Here is a 24,877-nt window from a genome sequence, read left to right as displayed (position 1 = left end):
GTTGCTCAATATCGCTGTCATCCAGATTACCCGATACCCGATCATGCCCAGCCTCCAGTTTAAAGTGCCCTCCGAGTTGCACTGTTTGCAATTCCACACATCGCAGCTTTTGGGTCAAAGTACTCTCTAAATCTGGCAGGCAGGCATGCAACTGGCCGACTGAGCTTTCGGGTAAGGCAATATAAGTGCTAAACGTATCAGCAGGAACAATACGAATCCTGGCCAATGGCAAGTTAAGGTCGGCCAGGTTAAGCAGGGGTCTGTTCTGTACAGTAGCTGCAGTGGCGCGGCCAATAGAAAGCTCCGCAGTGGCAAAATCCAACCCCCCAGCCAGGCCAGCACAAGGGGGCGCTCTTGTTGCAGGTCGCGCACATCAAAGCAGGCTGGCATTTCCTGCGCTGCTGCTGACGAACGGTAAATCAATTTTGCCCATTCAGGGGGCAAACACCCATCCAATCGAAGGAGGGAGCTGCTCTGTAGCTTGAAATTAGGGGCACGAATACTGGCCAATGCCATACTCAGAGCCTCTCTCCCTGTTTTCGATTCCCTCAGGCGCCCCTTTTCCTTACCGTAATCCTCTTGCCCCACAGCGCCTTCCGTAGCTGAAAAGGCATTGGCCCATGGGTCCTCAACAGGTTCACGGCGAAAATACCCTTCACCGGTGCTGAATTTTTGCAGCAGAAGCCCCTTATTACCTCCTCTAGACTCTCCCAATAACAGCCGTTGCACTCCCAGCTTACCAAAGATGGCATAACCATCCTCACCACCTTGCCAGGCAAAATTCCCACGTCCATCCAGGCTATTCAGTTGCGCACAAAGTGGTTCCCAGCCCGTAGGCAACAATCCTCGCGACATGCAACCGGAAAGGGACTCGAGGGAAAAATTCTGAATCGAATAAGGTGTGTCGACACCCAAGGTATCAATTCCACGCCACTTTAATTTTTGCAATTGCAGCTGTTCTTCACCGAGTCCAGACAGCTTGAGCTGAGCAAGAGATAATGGTCCACTGGCAAAGCCCCAGGGAATTTCTAGTGGGGAAGAGCCGAAGCGTAAGGCAGCTTTTTCCTTAGCCCGCAAACCGACCAAACGTACGCAGTGATCCGGTTTTTTCCACATATCGCCGGGGACACAACCATTGGCAGTTCCCACCGCCAAGCTGTCCACAGCTAGGATGCGACTGGTGACATCAAATTCCAATGAACCCAATGCTGCTTGCTGAGCGGTTAAAGGCTGGCGATGGGGTTGAGCAACATCGAGATAGCGCAACTGCTGCGCAGCACTGGTTCCGGTTGTAATTTTAAGTCGATGGCTCCAGTCAAAAGTGGTTGGTTCAGGCACCTGCAAAGTGGTTGCGCGGATACAAAAATGATGATTGTTATCACGCAGGTGCTTAGGGCACCAATCAAATGCAGTAGCCCGGCCCCTGCGCCAATGTATCCGCTTTATTGAGCGGACAAAATCGAAGTCACGAATAGTGATGGTTCCAGCGCGCCAATCCTGCCAACGCTGATTACTCTGCCGGAGTAAGACGCCCTCCCCACTCGCATAACGCCAATGTGCCAATCCTTCACGGCCAAACCCAAATCGAAGATCACCTTCAACATTGAGGCGACGCGCAGCAGCGCAGTGGCCAACCAGGCGCTGTAAGCCGCGAATTGCATCAGCCCACTTCTGAGGCGGACAGCCAGAAAAAGCTCTGCTTGAAAGGATTCCGCTCCGGTACGCAAACTTGGCCAACGGAAATCTCCTTGCTTCAAGTGCAGATGCGCCAAAGTAGTATTGTAATGTGTCGAATTTTTTCCCTGGCCAACAATTCCTCTAATTGGATATCTGCAGCTGCGATATTGACCTTGAGGGGCACATCTCCCTTACGCCACAGCCCCAGCAAAAAATCCTCTATTTTTGCATCGCCAACATAGGCACAGGTCGCAGTTGGCCAGACAGGCCGGTGGCGATAACAGAGTTCACTATCGCGTATCCTGGCCCAGCCGATTCCCATTTTAAAATCACGATCCCTGCGCTTCACCTCTCCCAAGTCCCAGCCGCCCACTTCCCATTCCCGGTATTTTTCTCCGGGAACGGATTGCAAATCCATGTAGGCGCCACTTACCGAGGCGCGTGGTAAGTGGGCTCGCCCGCGCAGCAACTGCCACCAGCTGTAATCCAGTGTTACTTCACGTGCGGCAAACCCCCTTCCTTCACGATTGGAAGCACGCACCCCTACAGCCAGCACAGACAGATCTAGTAGGGACACCCGGAAATAGTCGGCATGAAAATCCAGGCCCCGCTCAGCCAACCAGGCATCTGTTTTATCTCGCACGAAGTCCGAGGCGAAGATAGAAAAGCCTTCCAGTAGCAATAAGCCACCAACCAACCACCAAAGCAGATGGCGAAAATTAGTGTATTGATGGACAGGCTCTGGTGGCATTGGGAAAATAGCGCCGCAAAAAATAAATTAAGCGCAAGCTGCAACGACAGCCAAGCCAATAAAGTAAAGACCAGCACCTGTGTATTTTTTTACCCTGGCGCTTCGATTCGCGATAATAGGAGCCGGTGTCGTGCTATAGGTCTCACTTCAACTCATGCTGTCTACTATTTATCCAGAAGTGAATTTGCACGGCGGAAGAATTTGGCAGGCGATCAGGTTATACATCGCTGCGACCATTCCATTAAGTGAGCAATGAGTGAAATGCAGGAGCACCCAAATTACCAGGATATCGTTCTGGTCGGCGGTGGCCACGCCCATGCCATAGTGCTGCAAATGTGGGCTATGAACCCACTACCAGGCGCGCGTCTAACACTGGTTTCCCCACAAGTACAAACCGCCTATTCAGGCATGCTACCTGGTATGGTAGCGGGCCACTATTCATTGGATGACACCCATATAGATTTGATCCGGCTATGCCGTGCGGCTGGGGCTCGCTTTGTGCAGGCCTGTGCGCACCATATTGATCCCGAAGAACGTAAAATTTCCTTGTTGGGGCGCCCGCCACTGGAGTATGACCTACTGTCACTGGATGTGGGCGCGACTCCCGCACGGGAGCTGCCGGGTTCGGAGTTAGCAATCCCAATCAAGCCCATTGGGCACTTCTATCCTTTTTGGCAGAAACTTTTACAACATGTGCATAAGACCCGGGCACCGCTAAAACTCGGCATTGTCGGCGGTGGTGCTGGTGGCTGTGAACTGGCCATGGCAATGGCCCACGCACTGGAGGAGCAAATTTATTCCGGGCGTGTGCAGGTACACCTGATTCACGCCACGGAAAGAATCCCCCAAGGCTATCCACTGCTTGCACGCAAGCTTGCAGAGCGCGAACTCGACCGTCTCGGAGTACAGCTGCATCACAACTGGCCTGTTCAGGAGATTACAGAACAAGGCGTACGCAATAAATGCGGCGACCTGCTGGAACTCGACCAGGTACTCCTCTCCACTAATGCTTGTGCACCGCCATGGCTGGCTGATTCACAGCTTGCCCTGGATGAAAAGGGCTTTGTGCTGGTGGATCGCAGGCTGCGTGCCCAGGGCCGACAGGAAATTTTCGCTTGTGGTGATGTGGCCAGCTTTTCAGCAGAGCCACTGCCCAAAGCCGGCGTCTACGCCGTTCGCCAGGGACCAATTCTATTCCATAACCTGCGCGCCACTCTCACTGGTCACCCGCTAAAGAGCTATCGCCCGCAAAAGAGCTTCCTGAGCTTGCTATCCTGTGGCGGCAAACGCGCCATCGCTGTACGCAATGGGATTGCCGTCTCAGGTGACCTGCTATGGCGCTGGAAAGACCATATTGATCGCACTTTTATGCAGCGCTTTAGCGACCTGCCCGTTGCTATGGAGGAAATGCCTGAGGCCCAACCCCGTGAAGTATTAACCCAACGCAACGGCATCTCATTGTCGGGTATGCGCTGCAACGGCTGTGGTGCCAAAGTCGGCGCAGAAGTTTTACGCCGCGCCTTACAGAAATTGCCCCCCAGCAGTCAGAACATCTTTTACGTGGCGTGGGCGATGATGCCGCAGTGATGGACCTGCCCCCAGGTCAGTTGCTGGTCCAAAGCTCAGACCAGTTGAGGTCTATGGTGGCGGACCCCTGGTTGTTTGGACGAATTGCCACACTGCATGCACTCTCAGACTTGTTCGCCATGCATGCGCGCCCCGTCAGTGCACAAGTGCTGGCAACCCTGCCTACCGCCGCAGCAGAAATTACCCAACGAGATTTACAACAACTATTGGCCGGGGCCATTTACGAACTCAACCGCCACAATTGCACCCTATCCGGTGGTCATACTGCCGAAGGCGCGGAGATGCAGTTAGGGCTCACGGTGAATGGCTTGGCGGAACGTGAGCAGTTACTGGAAAAAGTGGAGCTCGCGAGGGAGATTGCCTGGTGTTGAGCAAACCCCTCGGCATAGGCACAATTCTCGCAGCGGAGGGTATGGGTGAAGCTGAGGGGCGCTGGGTGCAGAAGGCCCTGGAGTGCATGCTGCTCAGCAATGCGAACGCAGCCGAAGTACTTGCCCAGCACAGCGCACGCGCCTTAACAGATGTTACAGGATTCGGCCTGCTCGGCCATCTGCTGGAAATGCTCGACGCCGATAAGCTTGGCGCCACACTAATCGCCGAACAACTTCCGCTGATTCCGGGTGCCGCTAAGTGTATCGAGCGCGGTTGGCTCTCCAGCCTGCAACCGCAGAACGCACGCGCCTACCTTTCTGTGGAAAACCCTCAGGAGTGGCAATCCCTTCCACACTGGGCACTACTCGCAGATCCACAGACCAGTGGTGGGCTGCTCTCCGCCTTACCACAGGAACACGCTGAGGCCTGTGTGCGTGACCTGCTACAAAGCGGCTGCAGCCAGGCTGCAATCATTGGCGTTATCACCCACACTGATGGAGTGAAGCCCAGTGTGCGCCTGCAACGAGAAGGAAACTGGCGCCAGCTGATAACTCGCGACAATGAGGCGGTGCAAAGCCAGGTTTAAGTTGCCTCCAATACCGATGAGAGAGATACTGGCGCCAGAACAAGCGCCGGCAACCAAGTATTCCGGCGAATAGGTCTTCACAGATTGGGGAGTCGGCTTTTTAGCAATCGACAGGAAGACCAATCACTATGAAGAAAATCGTGATTGTTGGCGGAGGCGCCAGCGGCCTCCATCTGGCCACACGACTCGGACACTACTTCAACTTTACCCGGGGGCTGCCACGACGGCGTAAAACTCCCGCCGTACAAGTAACTCTGGTCGATAAAAATCGTACCCATATCTGGAAACCCCTGCTCCACCAAGTCGCTGCCGGCGCACTTGACGCCAATATGGACGCGCTCAATTATCAGGTTCATGCCCGCGCTAACGGTTATGAATTCCAACTTGGTGCACTGGAGTCCCTCGACAGGAAAAGACAAGTGCTGACACTTGGCCCTGTCAAGGACGACGACGGTGACGAACTGGTGCCGTCACGGGAGCTGGAGTACGACTACCTGGTGCTGTGCATCGGCAGCCAGAGTAATGACTTCAGTACTCCGGGAGTCCGCGAACACTGTGTGTTCCTCGATAGCAGCGAGCAAGCACAGAAATTCCACCAACAGTTGCTCAATCATTTTTTGCGCTTGGAAACCCATGTCGAGGAAAAACTGCAAATTGCTATCGTCGGCGGCGGTGCTACCGGCGTGGAGCTGTCCGCAGAGCTGGTAGATGCCAGTAAGTTAATGGGAAATTACGGCCGCATTCGCTCCAATGCCATTGAGATAACGGTCATTGAAGCCGGCCCACACCTACTACCAGCACTACCCGCGCGGCTGGGCAATAACGCCGAACGGGAATTGGCAAAGATGGGAGTGCGTGTGCTCACTGGCTGCAACATCGCCAGCGCCAGCGCCACGGACCTGACAACCCACGACGGAGAGAAAATTCCTGCAACGATCCGCGTCTGGGCTGCCGGGGTAAAAGCCCCCGAGTTTCTCACCCACCTGGATGGCCTCGCCACTAATCGCCTCAACCAAATTGAAGTGACAACCACTCTGCAGACCCAAAGCGATCCAAAAATATTCGCCATGGGAGACTGTGCCAGCTGTATAGATGGAGATGAACAAAGAGTGCCACCCCGCGCCCAGGCTGCACAGCAGATGGCTACTCTGACTGCCGACAATCTGGTCGCCCTGATTGAAGACAAACCGTTAAAACATTTCTACTATCGCGATCGCGGCTCACTGGTCTCCCTGAGTAAGTACACTGCGATAGGTAACCTGATGGGCGCCCTGGTAAAAGGCAGCCTCACCGTAGAGGGGCGCATTGCCGGTTTTGCCTACCGCTCCCTCTACCGGATGCATTTGGCAGCGATTCACGGCTGGCCAAAGGCCATGCTGCTCTATCTGGTCGGCCAAGCCAATCGCGCGGTCAGCCCACGGCTAAAATTGCATTAGATCAAACACTCTGATTTGACTCACCACAGGGATTCGTAAATTATCAAGGCGCAGGGGTGCGCCTTAAGAAATTCAATATAGGCACTTGCCCCCATGCTGGTAGCGTAATTTTTTTGCGATCGACATAGTATCCAGCCGCATACCTATTCTGAGAATAAGAAAAAAACCGATAAATATGCAGTATCAAAGTATTGTGGTCCTGACTGGTGCCGGAGTTTCAGCGGAATCCGGGATTCGCACCTTCCGCGGAGCCGATGGCCTGTGGGAAAACCATCGTATTGAAGACGTTGCTACGCCGGAAGCCTTCGCTCGTAATCCCCGCCTGGTGCAGCGCTTTTACAATGAGCGGCGCCGTCAATTGCTATCGGGTGAAATCAACCCCAATAGCGCCCATCATGCACTTGCAAGACTAGAACAAGAGTTCTCAGGAGAGTTCCTGCTGGTCACACAGAATATTGATGATCTACATGAAAGAGCCGGTAACAGCAATTTGATTCACATGCACGGGGAGCTTCTGAAAGTGCGTTGCAGTACTAGCGGGCAGCTGTTTCCTATCGAGTCAGACCTGGATACAAGCGACCTTTGCCACTGTTGCGCCCTGAGGGGCACCTTGCGGCCCCACGTAGTCTGGTTTGGGGAGATGCCCCTTCAAATGCGTAGCATTTACGATGCCCTGAGTCGGTGCGACCTATTTATCAGCATAGGTACCTCTGGCAACGTTTATCCCGCAGCGGGCTTTGTGGAATGTGCCAACCAGGCAGGTGCCCACAGCGTGGGACTCAATTTGGAGCGCAGCAGTGTTGGCGATGCCTTTGCCGAGCACCGCTATGGGCCCGCCTCTGAGGTCGTGGATTATTTTGTGCGAGATCTATTGGGCTAAATATCCTTACGGTTCTTCCACAGCTGCTTCAGTTTTCGATTTACGCTCAGCTTTAGCACTACTATCGGCACCATAACGCTGTAACAAAGTTGTCACATCTCCGCGATTGCGTATCACGATATAAAGCCGATCGTACTCATCCAATTCCCTGATTGGCCGCCCCTTATCACCGCCCAACAGCTCCACCAGCTTTGGAGTTGTATTACTGTGACCCACAACCAGCACCCGCTTACCGGCCTGATCGAATTGCCGTGCAAATTCCTTCAGTTTACGGGGATTATACGTCTGAATCGGCAAACCCAACTCCGCAGCTAGTGGCTCTGCGGTCTCTTTGGTACGGGCATAGTCAGTACTGTACACCGCATCAATACCCACCTCGCCAAGTACGCGTGCCAGCTGCTTGGCGCGCTGCCGCCCAGCTTCCGTCAGGTGCGGGTTTATTCCACTTTCCAGGCCCCGCTGCTTCTCAGCATGGCGCACCAAATAGATAACCTGGCTATCAGTAATTGCAGTTTCACTCTCAGCCCAAGCCGCCATTCCAAACAGGGCCAGGAGTGCACAAGTAAAGCGAACCGTTAAACGGGACAACACGGATTAATACTCCCTATCAATAACTCAGTAAGACGTTATGCAGGCAATGATAGAGCAAGTAAATCGGAATGCGATAAAACGCAGGAGTATGCGCTCAATATGTAAAGAAAAGTAAATATATAGGGAAGGATATCCGGTGCCAATAAAACGGCACCGGACTAGCGATCAAAAAGAGATTAGATCTTCCACTCTTTTACAGTGTCCAATCCATACTCATCGATCCACTGGCTTAAAGCCTTCGGATTACGCTTTTTCTTTTCCACAGTGGCACCGGTATAAGGGTTGCGGTAGTGGCCGGTTTCCAGCTTGGGCTCCGCAGACTTACTGGCGGGCGCTGCACGACGACCGCGACGGGGAGAATCTCCCTCTTTCTTCAGGTGACGGGCAACACGGGACTTAAGAGTCTGAACAAAGTCCTGAGCATCCTCATCACCCAGCTGGCCAACCAGCCATTCAACAATTTGCTGACCGCGGGCGACGAAGAACTCTTCCTCTTCCATCTGGTATTCCGCAGCCAAATTAACCAGCGCCTTATCGAAAGCGATTACGCCATCTTTTTTACGTTCTGCCTGGGCCATTTGCTCCTGCAGCTCTTCGATTCTCGCCTGGTGTTCGGCGATTTGTTGTTCAAGTTGTTCGTATTCCTGAAACATTCAATAAACCTCAACGACGGTTATTAAAAAATACAGAGGAAACCCTGTGACGGCAATCGACACAGAGTCGAGTCCCGGGTATTCGAAATATAAAAATTTGTAAACAACAGCGTTAACCGATTGAGTGCGGTTAAGAACTGTAATATTCGACACATTACGAACGGGCCGAAACAAAAAAGTAGATACCGCTGCGCAGGTGGACTCCAACGCTAGATATAATCGGCAAATACATTATTTAAAACTAACCGAGTTCAGCCAAAATTGGTGATATGCCCGAATGGCTGGTTATATTTCTCGGCTGAGGTCGCGAATAATAAGCTTTCGCCAATAAATATCAACTGTTTACACACTGTCATTTGAATATAATATGGATCTTCGCCCGTATCGCTACTAAAAAGTAACAAAGGCGGGGATATCTCCCTCAATGAAGGGATATTCAACTGTTCCTGTATTGGCTATATTGTACCTGCAGTCGCCAATTGCAAATTACTATGCTGGTCATTGCAATAGAGTTCATTGCCAAAAACTATTGGATACTTATTGTCAGCTATGTCCAATCCCCACAATATCCATCATATGCCCACACTTGCGGCATTAATGACGCCCTTTCCCTACCACATTGATATCGATGCCACTGTCGAGGACGCTTTGGCTGTGATGGAGGAGCACAAGGTACGCCATTTACCAGTTACTCGAGCGGGTGAACTGGAAACTGTTATCTCCAGGGGAGATATAGAACGCGCTAATGCACCCGGCCATCGCCTGGAAGAGCAGCAGCTATACGTGCATGACCTCTGTGCACGGCGCCCCTTTATCGCCGATATCCACGACCCTCTCGATAAAATCCTGTTGGCCATGGCCGATACCGGGATCGGCTCGGTATTGGTAATGCGCGAGGGAGAACTGGTGGGTATTGTGACAGTGACCGATATATTGCGTTTTTGCAGTAACTACATGGCGGAGTTAGCCCAGCCGGTAGACGATTCCATCGCCTGATTTCGGTAAAAAAGCAATTTCACAAGGGCCAGACCCACAACAGCATGGGGATACTGACTAATACGACCAGTATCTCCAGAGGCAGCCCCATGCGCCAGTAGTCACCGAAATCAAATCCTCCCGGTCCAAGGATTAATGTATTGTTCTGGTGTCCGACCGGAGTCAGAAAAGCACAGGATGCGCCGATGGCCACTGCCATCAGGAAACTGTCCGGGTTTACTGCCAGCTGCTCCGCAGTGCTGAAGGCGATGGAGCACATCACCGCCGCAGTCGCGACATTGTTCATAAAATCCGACAGGGTCATGGTGACAATCAAGATCAGCGCTAATGCCACTACCGCACTGCCCTGGGCCAGATTATCCAGCAATACCTGCGCTAACAGGTCTGCGGCACCAGTGGTTTCTATCACGTCCGCTACTGCAATCAGGGTACCCAGCAATACGATTACCGAGCCATCCAGGGACTCATAAATATTTCGTAACGGTACAACCTTCAATGCCATAAACGCCAATACGCAGGCAGCAAATGAGATCGCAGCGGGAATTAAACCAAAAGCAGCTCCCCAACCGCCAGTGCCATAGCAATTAGTGCTATGGCTGACTTTTCCTTATTCGGCATACTGATATCCCGCTGTGCCAGGGGGACGCAGCCCTGCTCGCGGGCGAAATGATTCAAGTTGTCATCTGCCCCCATCATTAACAGGGCATCTCCGGCCAGTATCGGGGTAGAGCGCAACCTACGCACTGAGCGACGTCCCCGCCGGGAGAGAGCTAACAGGTGAATCTGGTAGCGCGCAGACAGATGTAAGAATTGGATAGAGCGCCCAACCAAAAGGGAGTTGGGCATCACCACGAGCTCACGCAGCTGCATTTCCTCACGGTGATTAGAATTTTTTTCCTTCTCTGCCGATTTCTCTTTACGCCCAGCTGTGGCTTGACTCATTTTATCTTTCAATTCTTCTTTATCTTTCTGCACACTCTCCGATTCCCCCACCATCTTGAGACCGAGGCTCGACAAGCTGGCCGCAAGGGATTCGGGTTCAGCCTCAATAACCAGAATGTCTCCGCTGTGCGCTCGGTGCCAAGGGGTAGCTGGCGAAACTCGGGCATCGTTATGAACAATCCCTACAACCTGAGCATCTTCAGCACCAAACAGTTTTCCAATCTCGCGAAGGCTCTTACCTGCAGCGGCACTCTTTTCGCCTACAACCGCCTCGGTAAGGTAGGTACCTGTGTCAAAACTGGAGGCTCCAGCCTGACTGCGCCCCGGTACTAAGCGCCAACCAATCAGACCGATGAACAGCAGTCCAACGACCGTCACTAGTAGGCCCACCGGAGTAAAATCAAACATACCGTAACTGCCAGCACCTGCACTGGCACGAAAGCCCGATACCACCAGGTTCGGTGGGGTGCCAATCAGGGTAGTCATACCGCCGAGAATAGTGGCGAAGGAGAGCGGCATCAGAATTTTGCCGGGAGCTATATTCTGTTTCTCAGCCATATCGGCAGCCACTGGCATCAGCAACGCCAAGGCACCAATGTTATTCATAAAACTCGACAGAAATGCGCCGAGACCGGTAAGCAATAAAATACCCAAGGTGATATTGCCGCTACGCGGTACCACTCGCTGTGCCAGAGCATCCATTGCCCCGGTGTTTTGCAGGCCTCGGCTGATGATTAACACGCAGGCTACAGTCACCACCGCAGGATGTCCAAATCCGTTAAAGGCATTCTCAGCAGGTATTAAGCCGGTAAACACACAGGCAAGCAGGGATGCCAGTGCCACCATATCGTGTCGCCAAGGGCCCCAAATAAACAGCGCAATGGTTACCGCGAGGATGGCTAAAATAAGCAACTGGTCGAGAGTCATAAATTAGGTATGTCCTGAACACAGCATTCGCGAGAATTTCGTCGCGATGACTTATTCAGGGTATACAAGGAACAGTATCGAGCGAGCAATTGAGTGTCAGAACACTGATAGAATCAGTGCCGCTATTTCCAAAGGCAACTCTGTCAGCTTCACCCTTAAATAGACGTGATAAGTAATCACACATCCCTATGCGATATTAATTATTGATTCATCGATGCGTTAATTCGCCAGGGAAAAAGTGACCGCACGCTCCTCCAGCGGGTAAAAGATTGTACCCACTTTGATACAGACCCGGCTGGTACTGCAGGAAAACCAACCCGTATACCCTGTTACCTGAAGACTCCTATGACTGCTCGCCATCTGCTGTAGAAGGCGTTGGGCCCAGGGCCTCAGCTCCTTACCATCATAACCAGAGCCACAAGCACAGACATGCAGGTTAACGAAGTTAGCCGGTAAGCCTTCCTTGACCAAAGTGCTCGCCAATTGGGTTGGCGTATAGGTTTTCCACTCACCTCCCTGCCATTGCGCCATACCATTTACGTATACTTTCTTTTGTTTGTTATTACCACTATTGCGTTGGGCCCCAATCATCTTTCCATCGGGTGCACCTGTGCCATGGGTAACTATGTAAAGAGTGTCAGCTGGGGTAAGTTTACTGAGACACTTATCCACCCATCGGTACATAGCCTTGCCAACTCCGGAAGTCACCTTATTGGCGAGGATCTGGTTTGCAGGAATATTCCAGGCACCGGCCAGATCTTTTGCAAATTCCTGCATTTCATCGCTGTTAACTGGAATGTAGATATATTTTTTTGCCATTTCTTACATTTTCCCTGGAGTTGCGCATACTTTTCCAAATTACACACTGAATTTCCACTCAGGCTGAGTGAAAATGCCACTGGCAATCAGGAGAAACATTCATCCCCGGTAATATTCAACGCTGACTCTGAACAGGAGCCAGGAAAATCAATAATAATTTTCCCTCCTGAAATTTACGCACATTAATGAACCACAAAAAAATCAGATAATCAATCCTAAATTCAGGTTAGAGGTTGTACCTACCCCGTAATTGTTTTTCATCCTTTAACTTAGCAGCAATCCAAAAACAATCAGTTGCAATCCCTATTTGAAGACAGGGGAAATTCACTCGCTATATTAGTTTTACACAGCACCAGCTAACGCTTTTATAATTATTTTTTACCATATTTTTTGGACCTCCTTATTTTGTGCACAACTTACCACCAAATTCACCTTTGACGACATATCTTGCTCCACACTTTCACGAGCTTCCAATTCTCTAATATGATGCTTTTTATTGATGACTTCCTGGGCAGGAAAACCTCAAAAGATAAGAATCAAAAATAAAATTAGGGGAACATAAAGAATATGACAAAAATAGAAGAGGCGGACGCTCAGATTAACTTTTGCACATGGTGTAAATATCAGGTTACTTCCAACTAACGGCCTACTACATAAGTTACATTTTCAGACAGATAAATATTATTACAGTTTATTGAAAATTTTTTCTAAATTACACTTCACGAATAAAAATTCACACAATCAATTTTCCAGTAAAGAGTTTTTCTCTCGGCAGAAATAGATTGATTGACAATAAGGCTTACCTCTCCATATTAGGGAAAAGTACAGCCTCTAATAAGTTGGTTAAAACTACTAAGCATTTATACCCTCAAATAAGCTGGTAACAGCAAAACCTGCTGCCTGTTCCACACTGGCCTGCCCCTGACCGATCAACCACCAAGCTGAGTAAACCTGGGCATCAATCATTGAACTTATCCACTCGATGGACAAATCCTTGCGAATGTCGCCATCTTTTTGCGCCTGTTCTATCAGACTCGTTAAATCATCCATCTGCTGACCATAATACGCCAGCACTTCTAAATCACCCTCTGCGATATTCCACAGAGATAGCAGGAAATGATAACTATCTGCCAGGGGCATCAGAGCCTCGAGCCCCTTGCGCACCTTTTCCCGAGCCGAGAGCTTGCAATCTGTATAGATGGGCCGCAGAACCTGGCTGGTTAACTTAAAACACTCTCTGGCTATCTCCAGGATCAACTCCTCACGGGTTTCAAAGTGCCGGTAGAGGGTTGCCCTTCCCACCCCGGCAACTTCGGCTACTTCTTTCAGGCTGGCTTTTGGGTTCTTCATCAGTAGCTCCTTGCCGGCTTCAATAAGGCGGGCTCGGGAGCGACTGACTCTGGAATCATTGGTATTCATAGCAACTCTTTTTTGAGACACAGTTGTCTCATTAATGTCTGACGGTTATGATACATAAATGTCTCATAAAAATTTTACACTGTGAGTGGCTCCATGAGTACTGATGATGAAGACTTGTTATCCGAATATCGACGCACGGCCAATTCCCAGCTTCCTAACGCCCACTGTTTGCCCTTCGGGGCATATACGTGCGAGACCATATTTCACAGGGAAATGGAGAGCATCTTTGAAGGGGGTTGGGTGTTTGTCGCTGCCGAAGCAAGCCTCTCTAAACAGGGAGATTACTGTGCCATTAATATTGGACGTATACCTGTAGCTGTGATTCGTGGGGCAGATGGACAGCTGCGGGCTCTGTCCAATACCTGCCGGCACAGAGGCACACCATTGCTGGATACCGGCTTGGGCAATGTTAATAAGCGCATAGTCTGCCCATATCATGCTTGGAGCTACAGCCTGGAAGGTTCTTTACTCGGAGTACCCTTCACTGGAAAACAGGAGGTGAACAAAGCCAGGCACTGTCTACCTATCTACCCGGTAGAAACCTGGAATGGCCTGGTATTTGTAGATGTCAGTGATCAGGCACCCCCTCTCAAAACAGCTTTCCAGCGTATCGAATTACCTGCCAATCCAACAGCTTGACGTTTTTGATGCATTCGAGCCTGGCAAAACCGAGTATTGGTCTGCCAACTGGAAAGTGGTGATGGAAAATGCCATGGAGAGTTACCACCTGTTCAAAGTACATCGGAAAACCTTAGAAACAGTCACACCAACCCAAGATGCCTACTACACCGCGGGCTGCAGCAGATGGGCCCTGACTGGAGGCACAATCAAGTCCTTTCTTGGCTTTGGCAAGCCAGAAGATTACCAACTACTGATGCTGCCTCCTAACTTTGTTGCCATTATCGATCCTGTCTCTTTTAGCTGGATGTCCGTTATTCCACGCCATGCGGGTGAAACAGAGGTCCAATCCGGCTCACTGATTTACAACGACCATGGCAGCAATCGCTCTACCCGTAAATTTACGGACAGATTCTTTGCCGAAGACCAATGGATTTGTGAACGAGTTCAACGAGGTATGAACTCATGCTCTGGAAAAGGCGGCACACTAGTTGAGGCAGAGCGCATTGTTGTGGATTTTCACCACTTTCTTGCTTCGCGCCTATTTGGCTGTCCCAGTATCCCTATTTATCGAACATCTACGAGCCGGGAGAGTAGAAATTGAAACTTTGTCATGCCTTACTTTTAACAGGTGTTATTGCCGGCTCAGTGACTTTTCTTGCCTGGGCCCAGCCTTTAGCTCCTGAAACAAGAGCACATATAACCAATGCAGCGAGTGAACCAGGAATTGCCACAAAATCTGATGCTAAATCCTTAGCGCAATCAGGTTCAGAGATTCTTCCAAAAAGAATCTATGGCATGACCCGCTTCATTGCTTTGGAAAACGCTGGCAACCTGGTTGAATTACTATTGCAGCGCGAGGATGTATACACTCGGCTTAAACCGGGCCCTCATAAGATATTTATTATCTACCAGAAATTTTCGAAGAACTACCATGAAGCCCGGGTAACGGTAGGGTTACCGAAGGAAAGCTTCTTATTTCTGAGCAACGTCAGTGAGCCCATACCGGATGGTGATGTCACCCACATTGGAGGAAGCACGGATACTTCCCCAGATGGACTTGAAGGGCACTGGCAACTGGTTCACTTTGGCCCAACACTGCAAGCAGTCATTGAGAAATATACTCTGTCAGAAAACGGGATTGTTCGCTCTGTTGATATTTATCAGGTTAATGAGAAACAGTGACATGAACTTTTTAACTGCAATGTTTACCCAGGAACAGATTGAACACTTAGAGGTGTGGGTGAATGATGGCTTCTTTTTACTGGCTATGGTGGTATTTGTATTCGAACTGCTACGTTATGCTCTCAAGCGCAAACTGACCCTAAACATGCTAGGTGATTCGGCTAGCAACTTCATTACCCTGGCTGCTTTTATTGCAATTACCTCATTAATTGCTGCGCTTTTTTATGTGGCCGCATTTTTCTTTGTTTTTGAAAATTTCAGCATCGTCCAACTACCCATTACCGGCTGGACCATCATGGCCTGCCTGATCCTTGCTGATCTGGCTTACTACTGGGAGCACCGCTTTGCCCACAGAGTCAATTTGGCCTGGGCTTCCCATACAGTGCACCACAGCTCACCCTATTTTAATATTTCTGTAGCCTACCGATTTGGACCACTGGATGGCTTGTTGCCTTTTTTCTTTTACCTGCCATTAGCCATGCTCGGGTTTAATCCGCTTCTCATTTTCTTTAGCGAAATGATTGTGCAGGTTTACCAAACATTACTGCATACTGAGGCAGTTAAAAAACTACCTAGACCGATCGAATGGATTTTAAATACCCCATCCCATCACCGGGTGCATCATGCTGCTAATCGTGAGTATCTGGATAAAAATTATGCCGGTATTCTAATTATTTGGGACCGGATTTTTGGAACCTTTGCTGAGGAAAAATCAACTGTGCGGTACGGGGTTTTTCCCAGAATTAACAGCATCAACCCGTTTACCATCTTTTGCCACGGCTACGCCAAGCTATTCCGGCAGCTCTGGCAGGCTAATAGCTGGAAAGCACGCTGGCATCTATTGATAAAATCCCCTGAGTGGATATGGAAACATCACCAGAATCGCAATTGTTTTCAACAAAATTAAATACTGCGCACCAATAAAGGCAGATTTTTCTATCTGTTAACTATAAATTAAATGGTTCTATCTCATAAACTATTTTGACCATTTTTTGATAAGTGATACTCACGAGCAAGCCTGAACTAGTTAACAAAGACAAAGCGATAATTGCACCCTATTTATTCTCATAACTTAATCTGGCATCAATGTGGCAGAGTATTTCTCCTAAAATCCCAATAGAGAAACAGAAGTAAAAGAAATCCATTTTATTACGCTCAACAATTTCTCAGGAACAGCCCTGCCACTCGCTATATTTGTTGGATATTCCATATTACATACGGACTATTAGTGCTTTTTTACCATCGACAACATATCTTATCTTCCATATCTCAGTTTTCCTCACTCCGGCGAATGACTTTCAAAGCCAGGATATTCTCTTCAGGCATCTGGTTCACAGAAGCGGCATCAAGTATCTTATCGATATTCCCCATATTAATAGAGAGGCTTCCATTGCGGCAGGGTACATCCAATTACCGAGAAATTTTCCTCCGTGATACTCCACTACTGGATGTGCGCGCACCGGTAGAGTATCAGCGTGGGGCCTTCCCCTCTGCAGAAAATCGTCCATTACTGGATGATCACCAACGCGAACTCATCGGCACCGAATACAAACGGCGAGGACAGCAGGCCGCCATAACCCTTGGATGGAAACTCGCCACTCAAGAGGTGGTACAGGCACGTCTCATCGCCTGGGAGGCTTTTCTCGATGAGCACCCACAAGGCTATCTCTACTGTTTTCGTGGTGGCCTACGCTCACATACTACTCAGAAACTGCTTCGCGACGCAGGTTTTGATTACCCTCTGGTAGAGGGTGGTTACAAAGCTATGCGCAACTACCTTCTTGGTGAACTGGAAATCCAAAGCCGGCAGTTATCATTTGCTGTTATTGCTGGCCATACCGGCAGTGGAAAAACGGAACTGATCCAGTCGGCCAGTCGAGCTCTGGACCTGGAGGGCATAGCCAAGCATCGTGGTTCCAGCTTTGGTCGCACCGGATACAAGCAACCAACGCAGATCAATTTCGAAAACCAAATCAGTATCGACTTACTCAAGCTGACACAAACCTCTGAAAGGGTTTTTATCGAGGATGAAAGTCACCTCATCGGACGCTGTGCCCTCCCCCCGCCCTGCAAAGCGCAATGAAAGCTGCACCACGTATACTGGTTGAGGAACCCGTAGAGAATCGTGCCCGCCGTATCGTGCGCGATTATATCAGTGAGGCCTTACCACGTTTTGGCGACACTGAATCCCCTGCTGCGGCACTTGGAGCGGATCTGCGTGACAGCTTGGGGAAAATACGCAAACGCCTAGGCGGGCTGCGCTATCGGCAATTAGACACACAACTGGCCGAAGCCAATGGGGAGCTACAGCGCAGTGGCAACAGCGACGCCTATATTCCATTGGTGATGGCACTGCTGAAGGAGTATTACGATGGGAGTTATAGCTATCTGATGAAGAAGCGTGATAGTGAAGTCCTGTTTCGCGGTACCTACGCTGAAGTGAAAGCCTGGTTGGCAGATTCGGAAACTCTTATCCCCAATTAACTTTCACCCAGCACGATTACCGCAATAATCAGAAGCTACATATCAAGCCTTATGTGCCAACCGATTCAATTTAAAGCGACGCAGCATTATCCAGTCCCGAAGTCCGCGGGGCAGCCAGCGTGCCAACCAGGGCAATAAGCTACTGCGGTTTCCAATGCGTACCAGAGTTCGTGGCCGCTTTCGAAGTAACTCACGCACCAACTTACGTGCAAGCGTGCTGGCCAGAGTGGCATTTTGCTGCGACTCCTGTGCGCGGGAGCGCACGGCCTCCTCCTGGCGCTTATATAAAGAGTCCGGCGGCAGTAACCCGCGCAGTGATACCTCTGCATGACGGCCAAATTCCGAGGCGATAGCCCCCGGCTGCACCGTCATCACGCGAATGCCAAAAGGCTTTAACTCGAGACGCAGTACTTCGGAAAGTGAGTGAAGGGCAGCCTTGGAGGCACAATAAGCACCAGAGAAAGGTGTCGCCAGTACGCCGGATACCGAACCAATATTACAAACAACACCCCCCTTGCCGGCACGCATTAACGGCACACAGGCGCGGATCAGTGCAAGCGGTGCGAATACATTAGTGCGAAACTGATTTTCCAGGGCCCGAGTATCCAACTCCAGCAACGGCCCCATCTGGCCATAGCCGGCATTGTTGATCAGAATATCGAGGCGGCCATAGGCGGCTTTAAGAGCGTGAACAACGCGGTTTATATCCGCCTGGCTGTTTACATCCATGGCTTCAGTGGCAATGCCCAAATCAGCAAGCTCCTGCAAGCTCTCCGGACGCCGCGCCGTGGCAATAACAATTGTACCGCGACGATGCAACGCCAGGGCCAGCTCACGCCCGATACCGCTGGAACATCCGGTAATCAGTGCGACTCGGTCTGGCGCCACATAGCCCCGTCCGATCTGGGCCAGGCTCTCAGCTGCAAAGCCCTGACTTGAAGTGCGAAAGCTGGATACTGGCGGTCTGTTCACGGGGACTACTCCGTTAACTGTTCCAAAACCTCCGGCTGAACTTGTGGGTGCTCAATCAACCCAAAAATATTGCCGTAGGGATCGAGAAAACTTGACATCAGCACGCCCTCGCCAACATCCACCACATCGCTATGTTGTCGCGCACCCATGGTTCCGAGACGTTCGACCTGTGTGGCCATATTCGCAACCGCCCAATAAGCGACCACGCCATCCGCACGGCTGATCGCACTGCGCGCGTCTGGATTCAAGCCCAGTTCACATTGGCCAATTCGAAACCCCACATAACACTCACTATCAAAATAGGGTTTCTGCTGCAGTAATTGTGTGTACCAGTCTTTGGCTTCAGCAATATCTGTTACACCGTAAATAACCGTGTGCAAGCCGAGAATCTGCCCCATTTGAGACACCCTATTGTGTGATTTTTATCCACTGATGGGGCACTATGGCGCAGCTTACTGCAGTTCCTGCTCCAGCTGCTCCAACAGGTCGAGTGGTTCCAGCTCCACTCCCTCCAGTTCAACATTCCAATTCAACCCTACCAGCAGCACGTCTTCATGCATACCGGTAAGCCAATCGTCCATAAACTCTTCCAGATCGATAGCTACAGCTTCATACTCGGCCCAATCACCTTCACAGTGCATCTCAGCAAATTCACGCTGCGACCAAAACGGCATTACTTCAGTCTGTGCACGTTTTTCTGATTCACACAGCGCAAAACCCTCTTCCCCCTGTAGTGCCCAAACACAGCCCTGCTCAGCAGCCTCAGGCAAAAAGCGCGCACAGTTCTCTTCAAAATCATTCGTTAGGGGTGCACTTTGCATAACATCTTCGCTTAATGGATTTGCCAGCAGTGTACGTTAGTTTTCTCTTCGCACCAATGCAGTAACCTGGCGTAATTTTCCCGGCCTGGCCTTAGCGAGGCTCACCAGCCATTTTTAACTTATGCATAAAACCCAGCTAATTTTTTCTTTATCTCGAATATTTTTGCTTAGACAATTATCGGCTTAGGCATCCCTTTCAAATACCGCCATAGATTCAACGTGATCGGTATCGGGAAACATATCCATGACACACGCCTTTGTCAGGTGGTAACCGAGCTGTGTCAAGGCCCCCGCATCCCGCGCAAGGGTTGCAGGATTACAGGACACATAGACAATTTTCTTTGCATTAAAACTCGCAATACTCCGCACAGCCTGCAAAGCACCACTTCGCGGCGGGTCCAGCAGAATCTTATTAAAGCCGCCCTGGGCCCAAGGCTGATTTATTATTTCCTCATTCAAGTCTGCTGCGTAAAATTGCACATTATCCAAAGTATTCAGCTCGGCATTCTCTACACCGCGACGGGTGAGTGCCCCCACGCCCTCAATGCCAACCACCTCGCCGGCACATCGCGCCAAAGGCAGGGTAAAGTTCCCCAGGCCACAGAAAAGGTCCAATACCCGCTCATCGGGTTGGGGATCCAGCCATTGCAGGGCTCTACTTACCATTTGGCGATTAATTTCGAAATTGACCTGGATAAAGTCCAATGGCTGGAAACGCATGGTGAGATCAAACTCTGGCAGCGCGTAACTGAGGAAGGCCTCCCCTGCTCCGGCCATAAACGTCGAACTGATGTCGAATCACCAGGTTGTATATACATGTGTATACCAGATACTTTTGCGAAGCTTATCCAGCGCTCTCGGTCACCTTCCGATAACGGCTTTAGGTGGCGCAGTACCAGAGCCGCAACATCATCACCCACAGCCACATCCAACTGAGAAAAATAGGCTTTGCCATCGCAGTCAGCCACAAGCTGTTTTAACGTCGGTATTTGTCTGGCAATTGCCGGGTGCAGTACATGGCATTCATCGATATCCGTCAGATCATTACTGCGTTTTTCACGGAAGCCAAAAATTAACTCTTTCCCCCTACGGGATTTTAACTGGCGAATGCCGATACGTGCCTTGCGCCGATAGCCGTAGGATGCAGCAACCAAGGGCGGTAATATCTCTTTGGGCTCAATACCAGCAAAACGAATAAGTTGGTCCAGCAGGATTTTTTGCTTCTCAATAATCTGCGCACCAATTTCCAGGTGCTGCAGAGAACAACCTCCGCAGAAGTTGATATGAGGACAGCAAGGCGCGCTACGCTGAGGTGATGCCTGCAAGATTTCCACCGCTGAGCCCTCATCGAACCGGGCCCGACGAGCGCTATAACGAAAAAGTACTTTTTCACCAGGCAAAGCGTTATCGATAAATACAGTTTTCCCCGCAACGCGGGCAATGCCACGCATATCATGGCTGAACTTCTCTACGCAGGCTTCGGCCTGCGCCGGCAAATTTTTTGTCACCGGCTTGCGCGAGGTAATAAAACGCGGTTTCTTGCTCATGTTAATTAATTGAAGAATTCGAAAGATCTGATTTGTACTGATATTTTTTACACAGTGAGGCGGTGGCCATTATCACGGAGCCAACGGCGCAATTCTTTGAAACGGGGACAAACACTTTGCACCAACACCCAAAAGTCACGGCTGTGATTGTGATGTTGCAGATGGCAGACCTCATGGGCAATGAGGTAATCCACTACAGGTTCCGGAGCCAGACAAACCAACCAGTTGTACTGTAGCTCTCCACGGATACTGCAGTGCCCCCACTTGCTTTTAGTACGCCGTACCCGCACTGAAGAAAATGTCAGCCCCAGTCGATCCGCCACCAACTGGGACTTTTCCGTTAACAGGACCAGTGCTTCGCGCTGATACAAGCGCTGCAAAGCTCCTTGAAGTTGCTCCTGTTCAGGAAATTGGGTGCGGGTATAAAGAAGGATTGCCGCTTCACCAATTCCTGCAGCTTTAGTACTAGAGGCACGCGCAAGTGGCAATGACCTGCCGAGCCATGGAAATCGCTCACCAAAAGCATATCGGTAACGCGGCACCTGGGATGCCCGCTGACTGGCGGCCAGTAATTGGGCTCGCACCCACTGAATATTGTCCTGCAGAAACTGATGGCCATGGCGAGCTGCACAGCGCTGAGGGATACGTACCTCTACCCCTGACTGCGCCAATATCAATCCCAATCGCTTGCGTCGGGGTGAACGCACCAAGCGATAGGGAATATCCTCAAAAATAAATTCATCCGCCTCACTCATTGGAGGCACCCCAAAAAATTTGGCATCTGCTAGCCACCGTGAGCCACCACCGCCATGGTGATTCGGGAAATACAGCTTAACTTGCCATTGGGTGCATAAATCAATATTTCCCAAACCTGGCTGCTTCGTCCAATATGCACAGGCTTAGCCCGGCCAGTAACTTCACCCTCCGGCACCGGTCGCAGGTGGTTGGCATTAATCTCCTGCCCAACACAGTAGTATTTATTGGGATCCACCAACAGGTTGGCACCAATAGATCCCAGAGTCTCTGCCAGCACCACATTAGCACCACCGTGTAAAATCCCAAAAGGCTGGCGTGTACGGTGGTCCACCGGTAGTTTACCCTCTAAGTAATCTTCACCAATTGCCGTAATTTCCAAACCGAGATAGCCGGGCATGCAGTTAGCACTGCCCTGATTAATCTCTTCCAAGGTCGGAGTACTGTGCCAAATTGCCATGAAAAACTCTCTAGAAATGAAATCGTAAAGGTGATCATCTGAGTTTAACCACTCGGTAGCACACCACCGTTAAACTCACCAATAAAAAAAGGCGGAGGAGAAAAAACCACGGGGATAAAGACCGGGGATAAAATAACGAGGACCGAAAAGCCCATAGCGATGCAGCTCCAAATCCAACATGCGTAACTCCCACTCGAGCCGACTGTACTGGAAATACAGGGCGCGGCGCTGGCTGTCACTGTCAGTGTGCCGGAGGGCATAATGCAGAGAGTAAAGCTCCCGCTCTAAGTTGTCGCGACGCCACAATAAGTTTTGATACTGTTGTTCGATACGGTATTCAACGAGTCCACGCTGGTAATTTTCGACGAAGAGATCAGCAGTAGGGCCTGTACATACCCCTTCATACTTGTACCCCCGACGCCCTTGCCGATAACCATTATCCGGGGTGCAGAACTGCTCTATACCTTCCTCATGACCGCGCAACCAAGCCTCATTATCCACATAGATTTCGTAACTCAGGCATTCCTGAGCCAACTCCTGCACCAGCAGCGGGGAGCGTCCGCGGGCACCGTCCTGAACGCCACGCTCATACCAGAGCCCAGCGCGGCACTCATCTTCGGAAATTACTGCACAACCACTTAACACAGCAGCAAAAATAAGTAGGTATAAACTCACTTTCGTAGACATAGGGTCGGCCTCCCGTATTAGTTACTGTTCTCCCACAATAAAAACTCAGCCGAAACGTTTATCAGCTACGAAGGGGTTGGTTTTACGCTCCTGGCCAAAAGTCGACATAGGGCCGTGCCCAGGTACAAAGCGTACCTCGTCACCGAGCGGCCACAAGCGCTCCTTGATCGAGCGTATCAGAGTATCGTGATCTCCCTGGGGAAAGTCTGTGCGTCCGATAGAGCCCGAAAACAGCACATCCCCCACCAGGGCAAGGTTACTGGGACGGTGAAAAAACACCACATGGCCCGGCGTGTGGCCGGGACAGTGATAAACTTCGAGCTCTTCCTCACCCACAGTAACGGTATCACCCTGCTCCAACCAACGATCCGGAGTAAAAACTTCCACCGCGGGAAAGCCAAACATCTGGGCCTGCATGGGCAGCTGTTCTATCCAAAAATTATCATCTTGATGAGGGCCCTCAATGGGTAATTGCAGCTGCCCGGCTAGCGCAGCTGTCCCCCCACATGGTCCAAGTGGCCGTGAGTAAGGAGTATCTTCTCCAACTTGAGGCCGCGCTCCTCTACAGCGGCAAGGATCTTGTCAATATCACCGCCAGGGTCCACTACCGCAGCGCGCTTGCTGTCCTCGCACCAAAGCAATGTGCAGTTCTGCTGAAAGGGAGTAACCGGGACCGAATGAAATTGCAGCGACATAGGTATCCTTAATGGGATCAGTTACAGGGAACAGAGATTATACCGTGAGTACCCGTTGAGATCGCTGAGCAGGTGCCGAACCTCCACGCTGTCCGTTTTGCAGCAGCGCGCGCAAGTCCCCAAGCAGCTGTTGCAGCACCAGGTCACTGGACCAGTAATCTTCCAGAGGCAACACCTGTGGACCTTGGCTACCCATATGGGAATCACTTAGTGGACGCGTCTCATAATCTTTATACACGGCCTGGTTATAAGTAGGACTCAGTGGCTTTAGGGGCCAACCAAATAAATCATCGGGGTGATAGAAGTTCTTCCAACGAAATCGATAGCCGCGGGAGTCCGCGGTGACCGCCTGGATCTGCTCACGCCCCCTGCCAGCACACCAGAGCGGATTACTGGCTCCGAGGGTGTACCAGTAGCTCAGGGTCTTCAGTCGCAGGAAGCGTTCTCGCGCAGAACCCTTACGCACACCTCCGGGACCACCATCACGCCAAATTCCATGGCCAACACTCGAACGCTGGGCATCCCAGAGGTAATTGGAAAAACTGACGCAACCGAAAGAATGACTTAATAGCACCACCGGTGTTCGCTCACCGGCCGCTGCTGCAGCCTTTTGCAACATGCGATAAATCGCCCCTTGGGTTTTCTCATAGGCTCCATCACGCTGCTGGATATCTCCCAATTGGGCTGCGCCCTGGGCCATAGTACAAAGCAAGAATTTGCGCGCGCGCAGATAGTCCATCTCGCTCTTGCACATCCCCTGGAACACCCGATCTGTATTGCCCTGAAGGGATTCCACTGCCGTCAGGGTATCGCAATACAAGCGCGACCAGTCACCGCCGAGAGCATCTTTTAACGCCGAGAATAATGGGCTCGCAAAATCCCTGGGGGCCACCCCGGCTCCCGCAACGGCCAGGACTACAATATCTGCCATATTTGCCTCTTCTTATTATTTTTGTTGAATTGGCATCAGACCCTCTGCACACCCGACAGTGATCCAAATTGAACTCACTGCGTAAAAA

27 protein-coding genes and 2 pseudogenes are annotated in these 24,877 nt (G+C 50.7%); 11 read left to right on the top strand and 18 right to left on the bottom strand.

Features of this window, described 5'->3' with window-relative positions; translation table 11 throughout:
* Positions 1-126: 126 nt before the first annotated feature.
* Both P3339_RS02765 and P3339_RS02760 read right to left on the bottom strand, forming a co-directional pair.
* Positions 127-1,737, bottom strand: coding sequence for a hypothetical protein (locus P3339_RS02765; RefSeq protein WP_282952361.1), 1,611 nt, complete (start codon positions 1,735-1,737; stop codon positions 127-129).
* Positions 1,738-1,753: 16 nt separating this feature from the next.
* A complete protein-coding gene (locus P3339_RS02760; protein ID WP_282952360.1) occupies positions 1,754-2,428 on the bottom strand; it encodes an AsmA family protein in 675 nt (224 codons plus the stop codon).
* A gap of 252 nt (positions 2,429-2,680) precedes the next feature.
* Between P3339_RS02760 and P3339_RS02755 the strand changes: the two genes are divergently transcribed.
* The 5 genes from P3339_RS02755 to cobB all read left to right on the top strand — a co-directional run bounded on the left by P3339_RS02755 (position 2,681) and on the right by cobB (position 7,289).
* Positions 2,681-4,015 (top strand): FAD-dependent oxidoreductase, encoded by a 1,335-nt coding sequence (locus P3339_RS02755; protein ID WP_282952359.1) that lies wholly within the window; start codon positions 2,681-2,683, stop codon positions 4,013-4,015.
* Entirely contained in the window at positions 4,015-4,386 is a 372-nt protein-coding gene (locus P3339_RS02750) for an AIR synthase related protein (RefSeq protein ID WP_282953541.1), read from the top strand. The genes P3339_RS02755 and P3339_RS02750 overlap by 1 nt, the downstream gene beginning before the upstream one ends.
* The gene (locus tag P3339_RS02745) at positions 4,380-4,973 is read left to right on the top strand and encodes an AIR synthase-related protein (RefSeq protein WP_282952358.1); all 594 of its coding nucleotides are present in this window, start codon (positions 4,380-4,382) and stop codon (positions 4,971-4,973) included. Before P3339_RS02750 ends, P3339_RS02745 begins: the two co-directional genes overlap by 7 nt.
* Positions 4,974-5,101: 128 nt before the next feature.
* Positions 5,102-6,409 carry an NAD(P)/FAD-dependent oxidoreductase gene (locus tag P3339_RS02740; RefSeq protein WP_282952357.1) on the top strand — a complete coding sequence of 436 codons (1,308 nt, stop codon included), beginning with the start codon at positions 5,102-5,104 and terminating at the stop codon, positions 6,407-6,409.
* A 118-nt stretch (positions 6,410-6,527) separates the two neighbouring features.
* A complete protein-coding gene (gene cobB, locus P3339_RS02735; protein WP_353056908.1) occupies positions 6,528-7,289 on the top strand; it encodes a Sir2 family NAD+-dependent deacetylase in 762 nt (253 codons plus the stop codon).
* Positions 7,290-7,295: 6 nt separating this feature from the next.
* Here cobB and P3339_RS02730 read toward each other — a convergent pair whose 3' ends face one another.
* Positions 7,296-7,880, bottom strand: coding sequence for a SixA phosphatase family protein (locus tag P3339_RS02730; RefSeq protein ID WP_282952356.1), 585 nt, complete (start codon positions 7,878-7,880; stop codon positions 7,296-7,298).
* A 176-nt stretch (positions 7,881-8,056) separates the two neighbouring features.
* Positions 8,057-8,533 carry a DNA binding protein gene (locus tag P3339_RS02725; RefSeq protein WP_020414422.1) on the bottom strand — a complete coding sequence of 159 codons (477 nt, stop codon included), beginning with the start codon at positions 8,531-8,533 and terminating at the stop codon, positions 8,057-8,059.
* Between the two features lie 549 nt (positions 8,534-9,082).
* Between P3339_RS02725 and P3339_RS02720 the strand changes: the two genes are divergently transcribed.
* On the top strand, positions 9,083-9,529 hold the full coding sequence (locus P3339_RS02720) for a CBS domain-containing protein (protein WP_245556713.1): 447 nt from the start codon (positions 9,083-9,085) through the stop codon (positions 9,527-9,529).
* A 19-nt stretch (positions 9,530-9,548) separates the two neighbouring features.
* On the opposite strand, the gene P3339_RS02715 is transcribed toward P3339_RS02720, so the two are convergent.
* The 4 genes from P3339_RS02715 to P3339_RS02700 form a co-directional block, all read right to left on the bottom strand.
* The gene (locus P3339_RS02715) at positions 9,549-10,031 is read right to left on the bottom strand and encodes an SLC13 family permease (protein WP_282952355.1); all 483 of its coding nucleotides are present in this window, start codon (positions 10,029-10,031) and stop codon (positions 9,549-9,551) included.
* A gap of 41 nt (positions 10,032-10,072) precedes the next feature.
* Complete coding sequence (locus P3339_RS02710) at positions 10,073-11,398, bottom strand: SLC13 family permease (protein ID WP_282952354.1); 1,326 nt, start codon at positions 11,396-11,398, stop codon at positions 10,073-10,075.
* A gap of 219 nt (positions 11,399-11,617) precedes the next feature.
* On the bottom strand, positions 11,618-12,217 hold the full coding sequence (locus P3339_RS02705; RefSeq protein ID WP_020414419.1) for a hypothetical protein: 600 nt from the start codon (positions 12,215-12,217) through the stop codon (positions 11,618-11,620).
* Between the two features lie 852 nt (positions 12,218-13,069).
* Positions 13,070-13,657 carry a TetR/AcrR family transcriptional regulator gene (locus P3339_RS02700; RefSeq protein WP_282952353.1) on the bottom strand — a complete coding sequence of 196 codons (588 nt, stop codon included), beginning with the start codon at positions 13,655-13,657 and terminating at the stop codon, positions 13,070-13,072.
* Between the two features lie 72 nt (positions 13,658-13,729).
* Here P3339_RS02700 and P3339_RS02695 point away from each other — a divergent pair, with 72 nt between their 5' ends.
* The 5 genes and pseudogenes from P3339_RS02695 (at position 13,730) to mnmH (ending at position 17,923) form a co-directional block, all read left to right on the top strand.
* The gene (locus P3339_RS02695) at positions 13,730-14,275 is read left to right on the top strand and encodes an aromatic ring-hydroxylating oxygenase subunit alpha (protein WP_282952352.1); all 546 of its coding nucleotides are present in this window, start codon (positions 13,730-13,732) and stop codon (positions 14,273-14,275) included.
* Positions 14,202-14,858 carry an SRPBCC family protein gene (locus P3339_RS02690; protein WP_282952351.1) on the top strand — a complete coding sequence of 219 codons (657 nt, stop codon included), beginning with the start codon at positions 14,202-14,204 and terminating at the stop codon, positions 14,856-14,858. Before P3339_RS02695 ends, P3339_RS02690 begins: the two co-directional genes overlap by 74 nt.
* Positions 14,855-15,439, top strand: coding sequence for a hypothetical protein (locus tag P3339_RS02685; RefSeq protein ID WP_282952350.1), 585 nt, complete (start codon positions 14,855-14,857; stop codon positions 15,437-15,439). The genes P3339_RS02690 and P3339_RS02685 overlap by 4 nt, the downstream gene beginning before the upstream one ends.
* Before the next feature lies 1 nt (position 15,440).
* Complete coding sequence (locus P3339_RS02680; RefSeq protein WP_282952349.1) at positions 15,441-16,346, top strand: sterol desaturase family protein; 906 nt, start codon at positions 15,441-15,443, stop codon at positions 16,344-16,346.
* A gap of 483 nt (positions 16,347-16,829) precedes the next feature.
* Positions 16,830-17,923 (top strand): annotated as a pseudogene (gene mnmH, locus P3339_RS23725) (tRNA 2-selenouridine(34) synthase MnmH).
* Positions 17,924-17,965: 42 nt separating this feature from the next.
* Here mnmH and P3339_RS02665 read toward each other — a convergent pair.
* The 10 genes and pseudogenes from P3339_RS02665 to P3339_RS02620 all read right to left on the bottom strand — a co-directional run bounded on the left by P3339_RS02665 (position 17,966) and on the right by P3339_RS02620 (position 24,789).
* Positions 17,966-18,895, bottom strand: coding sequence for an SDR family oxidoreductase (locus P3339_RS02665; RefSeq protein ID WP_020414412.1), 930 nt, complete (start codon positions 18,893-18,895; stop codon positions 17,966-17,968).
* A gap of 5 nt (positions 18,896-18,900) precedes the next feature.
* Positions 18,901-19,293: a VOC family protein gene (locus P3339_RS02660; protein WP_020414411.1), complete on the bottom strand. Its 393-nt coding sequence runs from the start codon at positions 19,291-19,293 to the stop codon at positions 18,901-18,903.
* 54 nt (positions 19,294-19,347) lie between these two features.
* Positions 19,348-19,716 (bottom strand): DUF2750 domain-containing protein, encoded by a 369-nt coding sequence (locus tag P3339_RS02655; RefSeq protein WP_020414410.1) that lies wholly within the window; start codon positions 19,714-19,716, stop codon positions 19,348-19,350.
* 183 nt (positions 19,717-19,899) lie between these two features.
* Positions 19,900-20,436, bottom strand: coding sequence for a 23S rRNA (uracil(1939)-C(5))-methyltransferase RlmD (rlmD, locus tag P3339_RS02650; RefSeq protein WP_282952346.1), 537 nt, complete (start codon positions 20,434-20,436; stop codon positions 19,900-19,902).
* Positions 20,376-21,263: a TRAM domain-containing protein gene (locus P3339_RS02645; protein WP_282952345.1), complete on the bottom strand. Its 888-nt coding sequence runs from the start codon at positions 21,261-21,263 to the stop codon at positions 20,376-20,378. Before P3339_RS02645 ends, rlmD begins: the two co-directional genes overlap by 61 nt.
* A gap of 47 nt (positions 21,264-21,310) precedes the next feature.
* Positions 21,311-22,018: a M48 family metallopeptidase gene (locus tag P3339_RS02640; protein WP_020414408.1), complete on the bottom strand. Its 708-nt coding sequence runs from the start codon at positions 22,016-22,018 to the stop codon at positions 21,311-21,313.
* A 29-nt stretch (positions 22,019-22,047) separates the two neighbouring features.
* Positions 22,048-22,476 carry a hotdog fold thioesterase gene (locus P3339_RS02635; protein WP_020414407.1) on the bottom strand — a complete coding sequence of 143 codons (429 nt, stop codon included), beginning with the start codon at positions 22,474-22,476 and terminating at the stop codon, positions 22,048-22,050.
* A gap of 75 nt (positions 22,477-22,551) precedes the next feature.
* A complete protein-coding gene (locus tag P3339_RS02630; protein WP_282952344.1) occupies positions 22,552-23,163 on the bottom strand; it encodes a DUF2799 domain-containing protein in 612 nt (203 codons plus the stop codon).
* Between the two features lie 45 nt (positions 23,164-23,208).
* Positions 23,209-23,858: pseudogene (locus P3339_RS02625) on the bottom strand (MBL fold metallo-hydrolase).
* 37 nt (positions 23,859-23,895) lie between these two features.
* A complete protein-coding gene (locus tag P3339_RS02620; protein ID WP_282952343.1) occupies positions 23,896-24,789 on the bottom strand; it encodes a hypothetical protein in 894 nt (297 codons plus the stop codon).
* Positions 24,790-24,877: the final 88 nt, after the last annotated feature.

Source organism: Microbulbifer sp. MLAF003 (assembly GCF_030012965.1).
In the GTDB taxonomy this organism is placed as follows: Bacteria; Pseudomonadota; Gammaproteobacteria; order Pseudomonadales; family Cellvibrionaceae; genus Microbulbifer; species Microbulbifer variabilis.
This window is presented reverse-complemented; position numbering and strand designations above follow the sequence as displayed.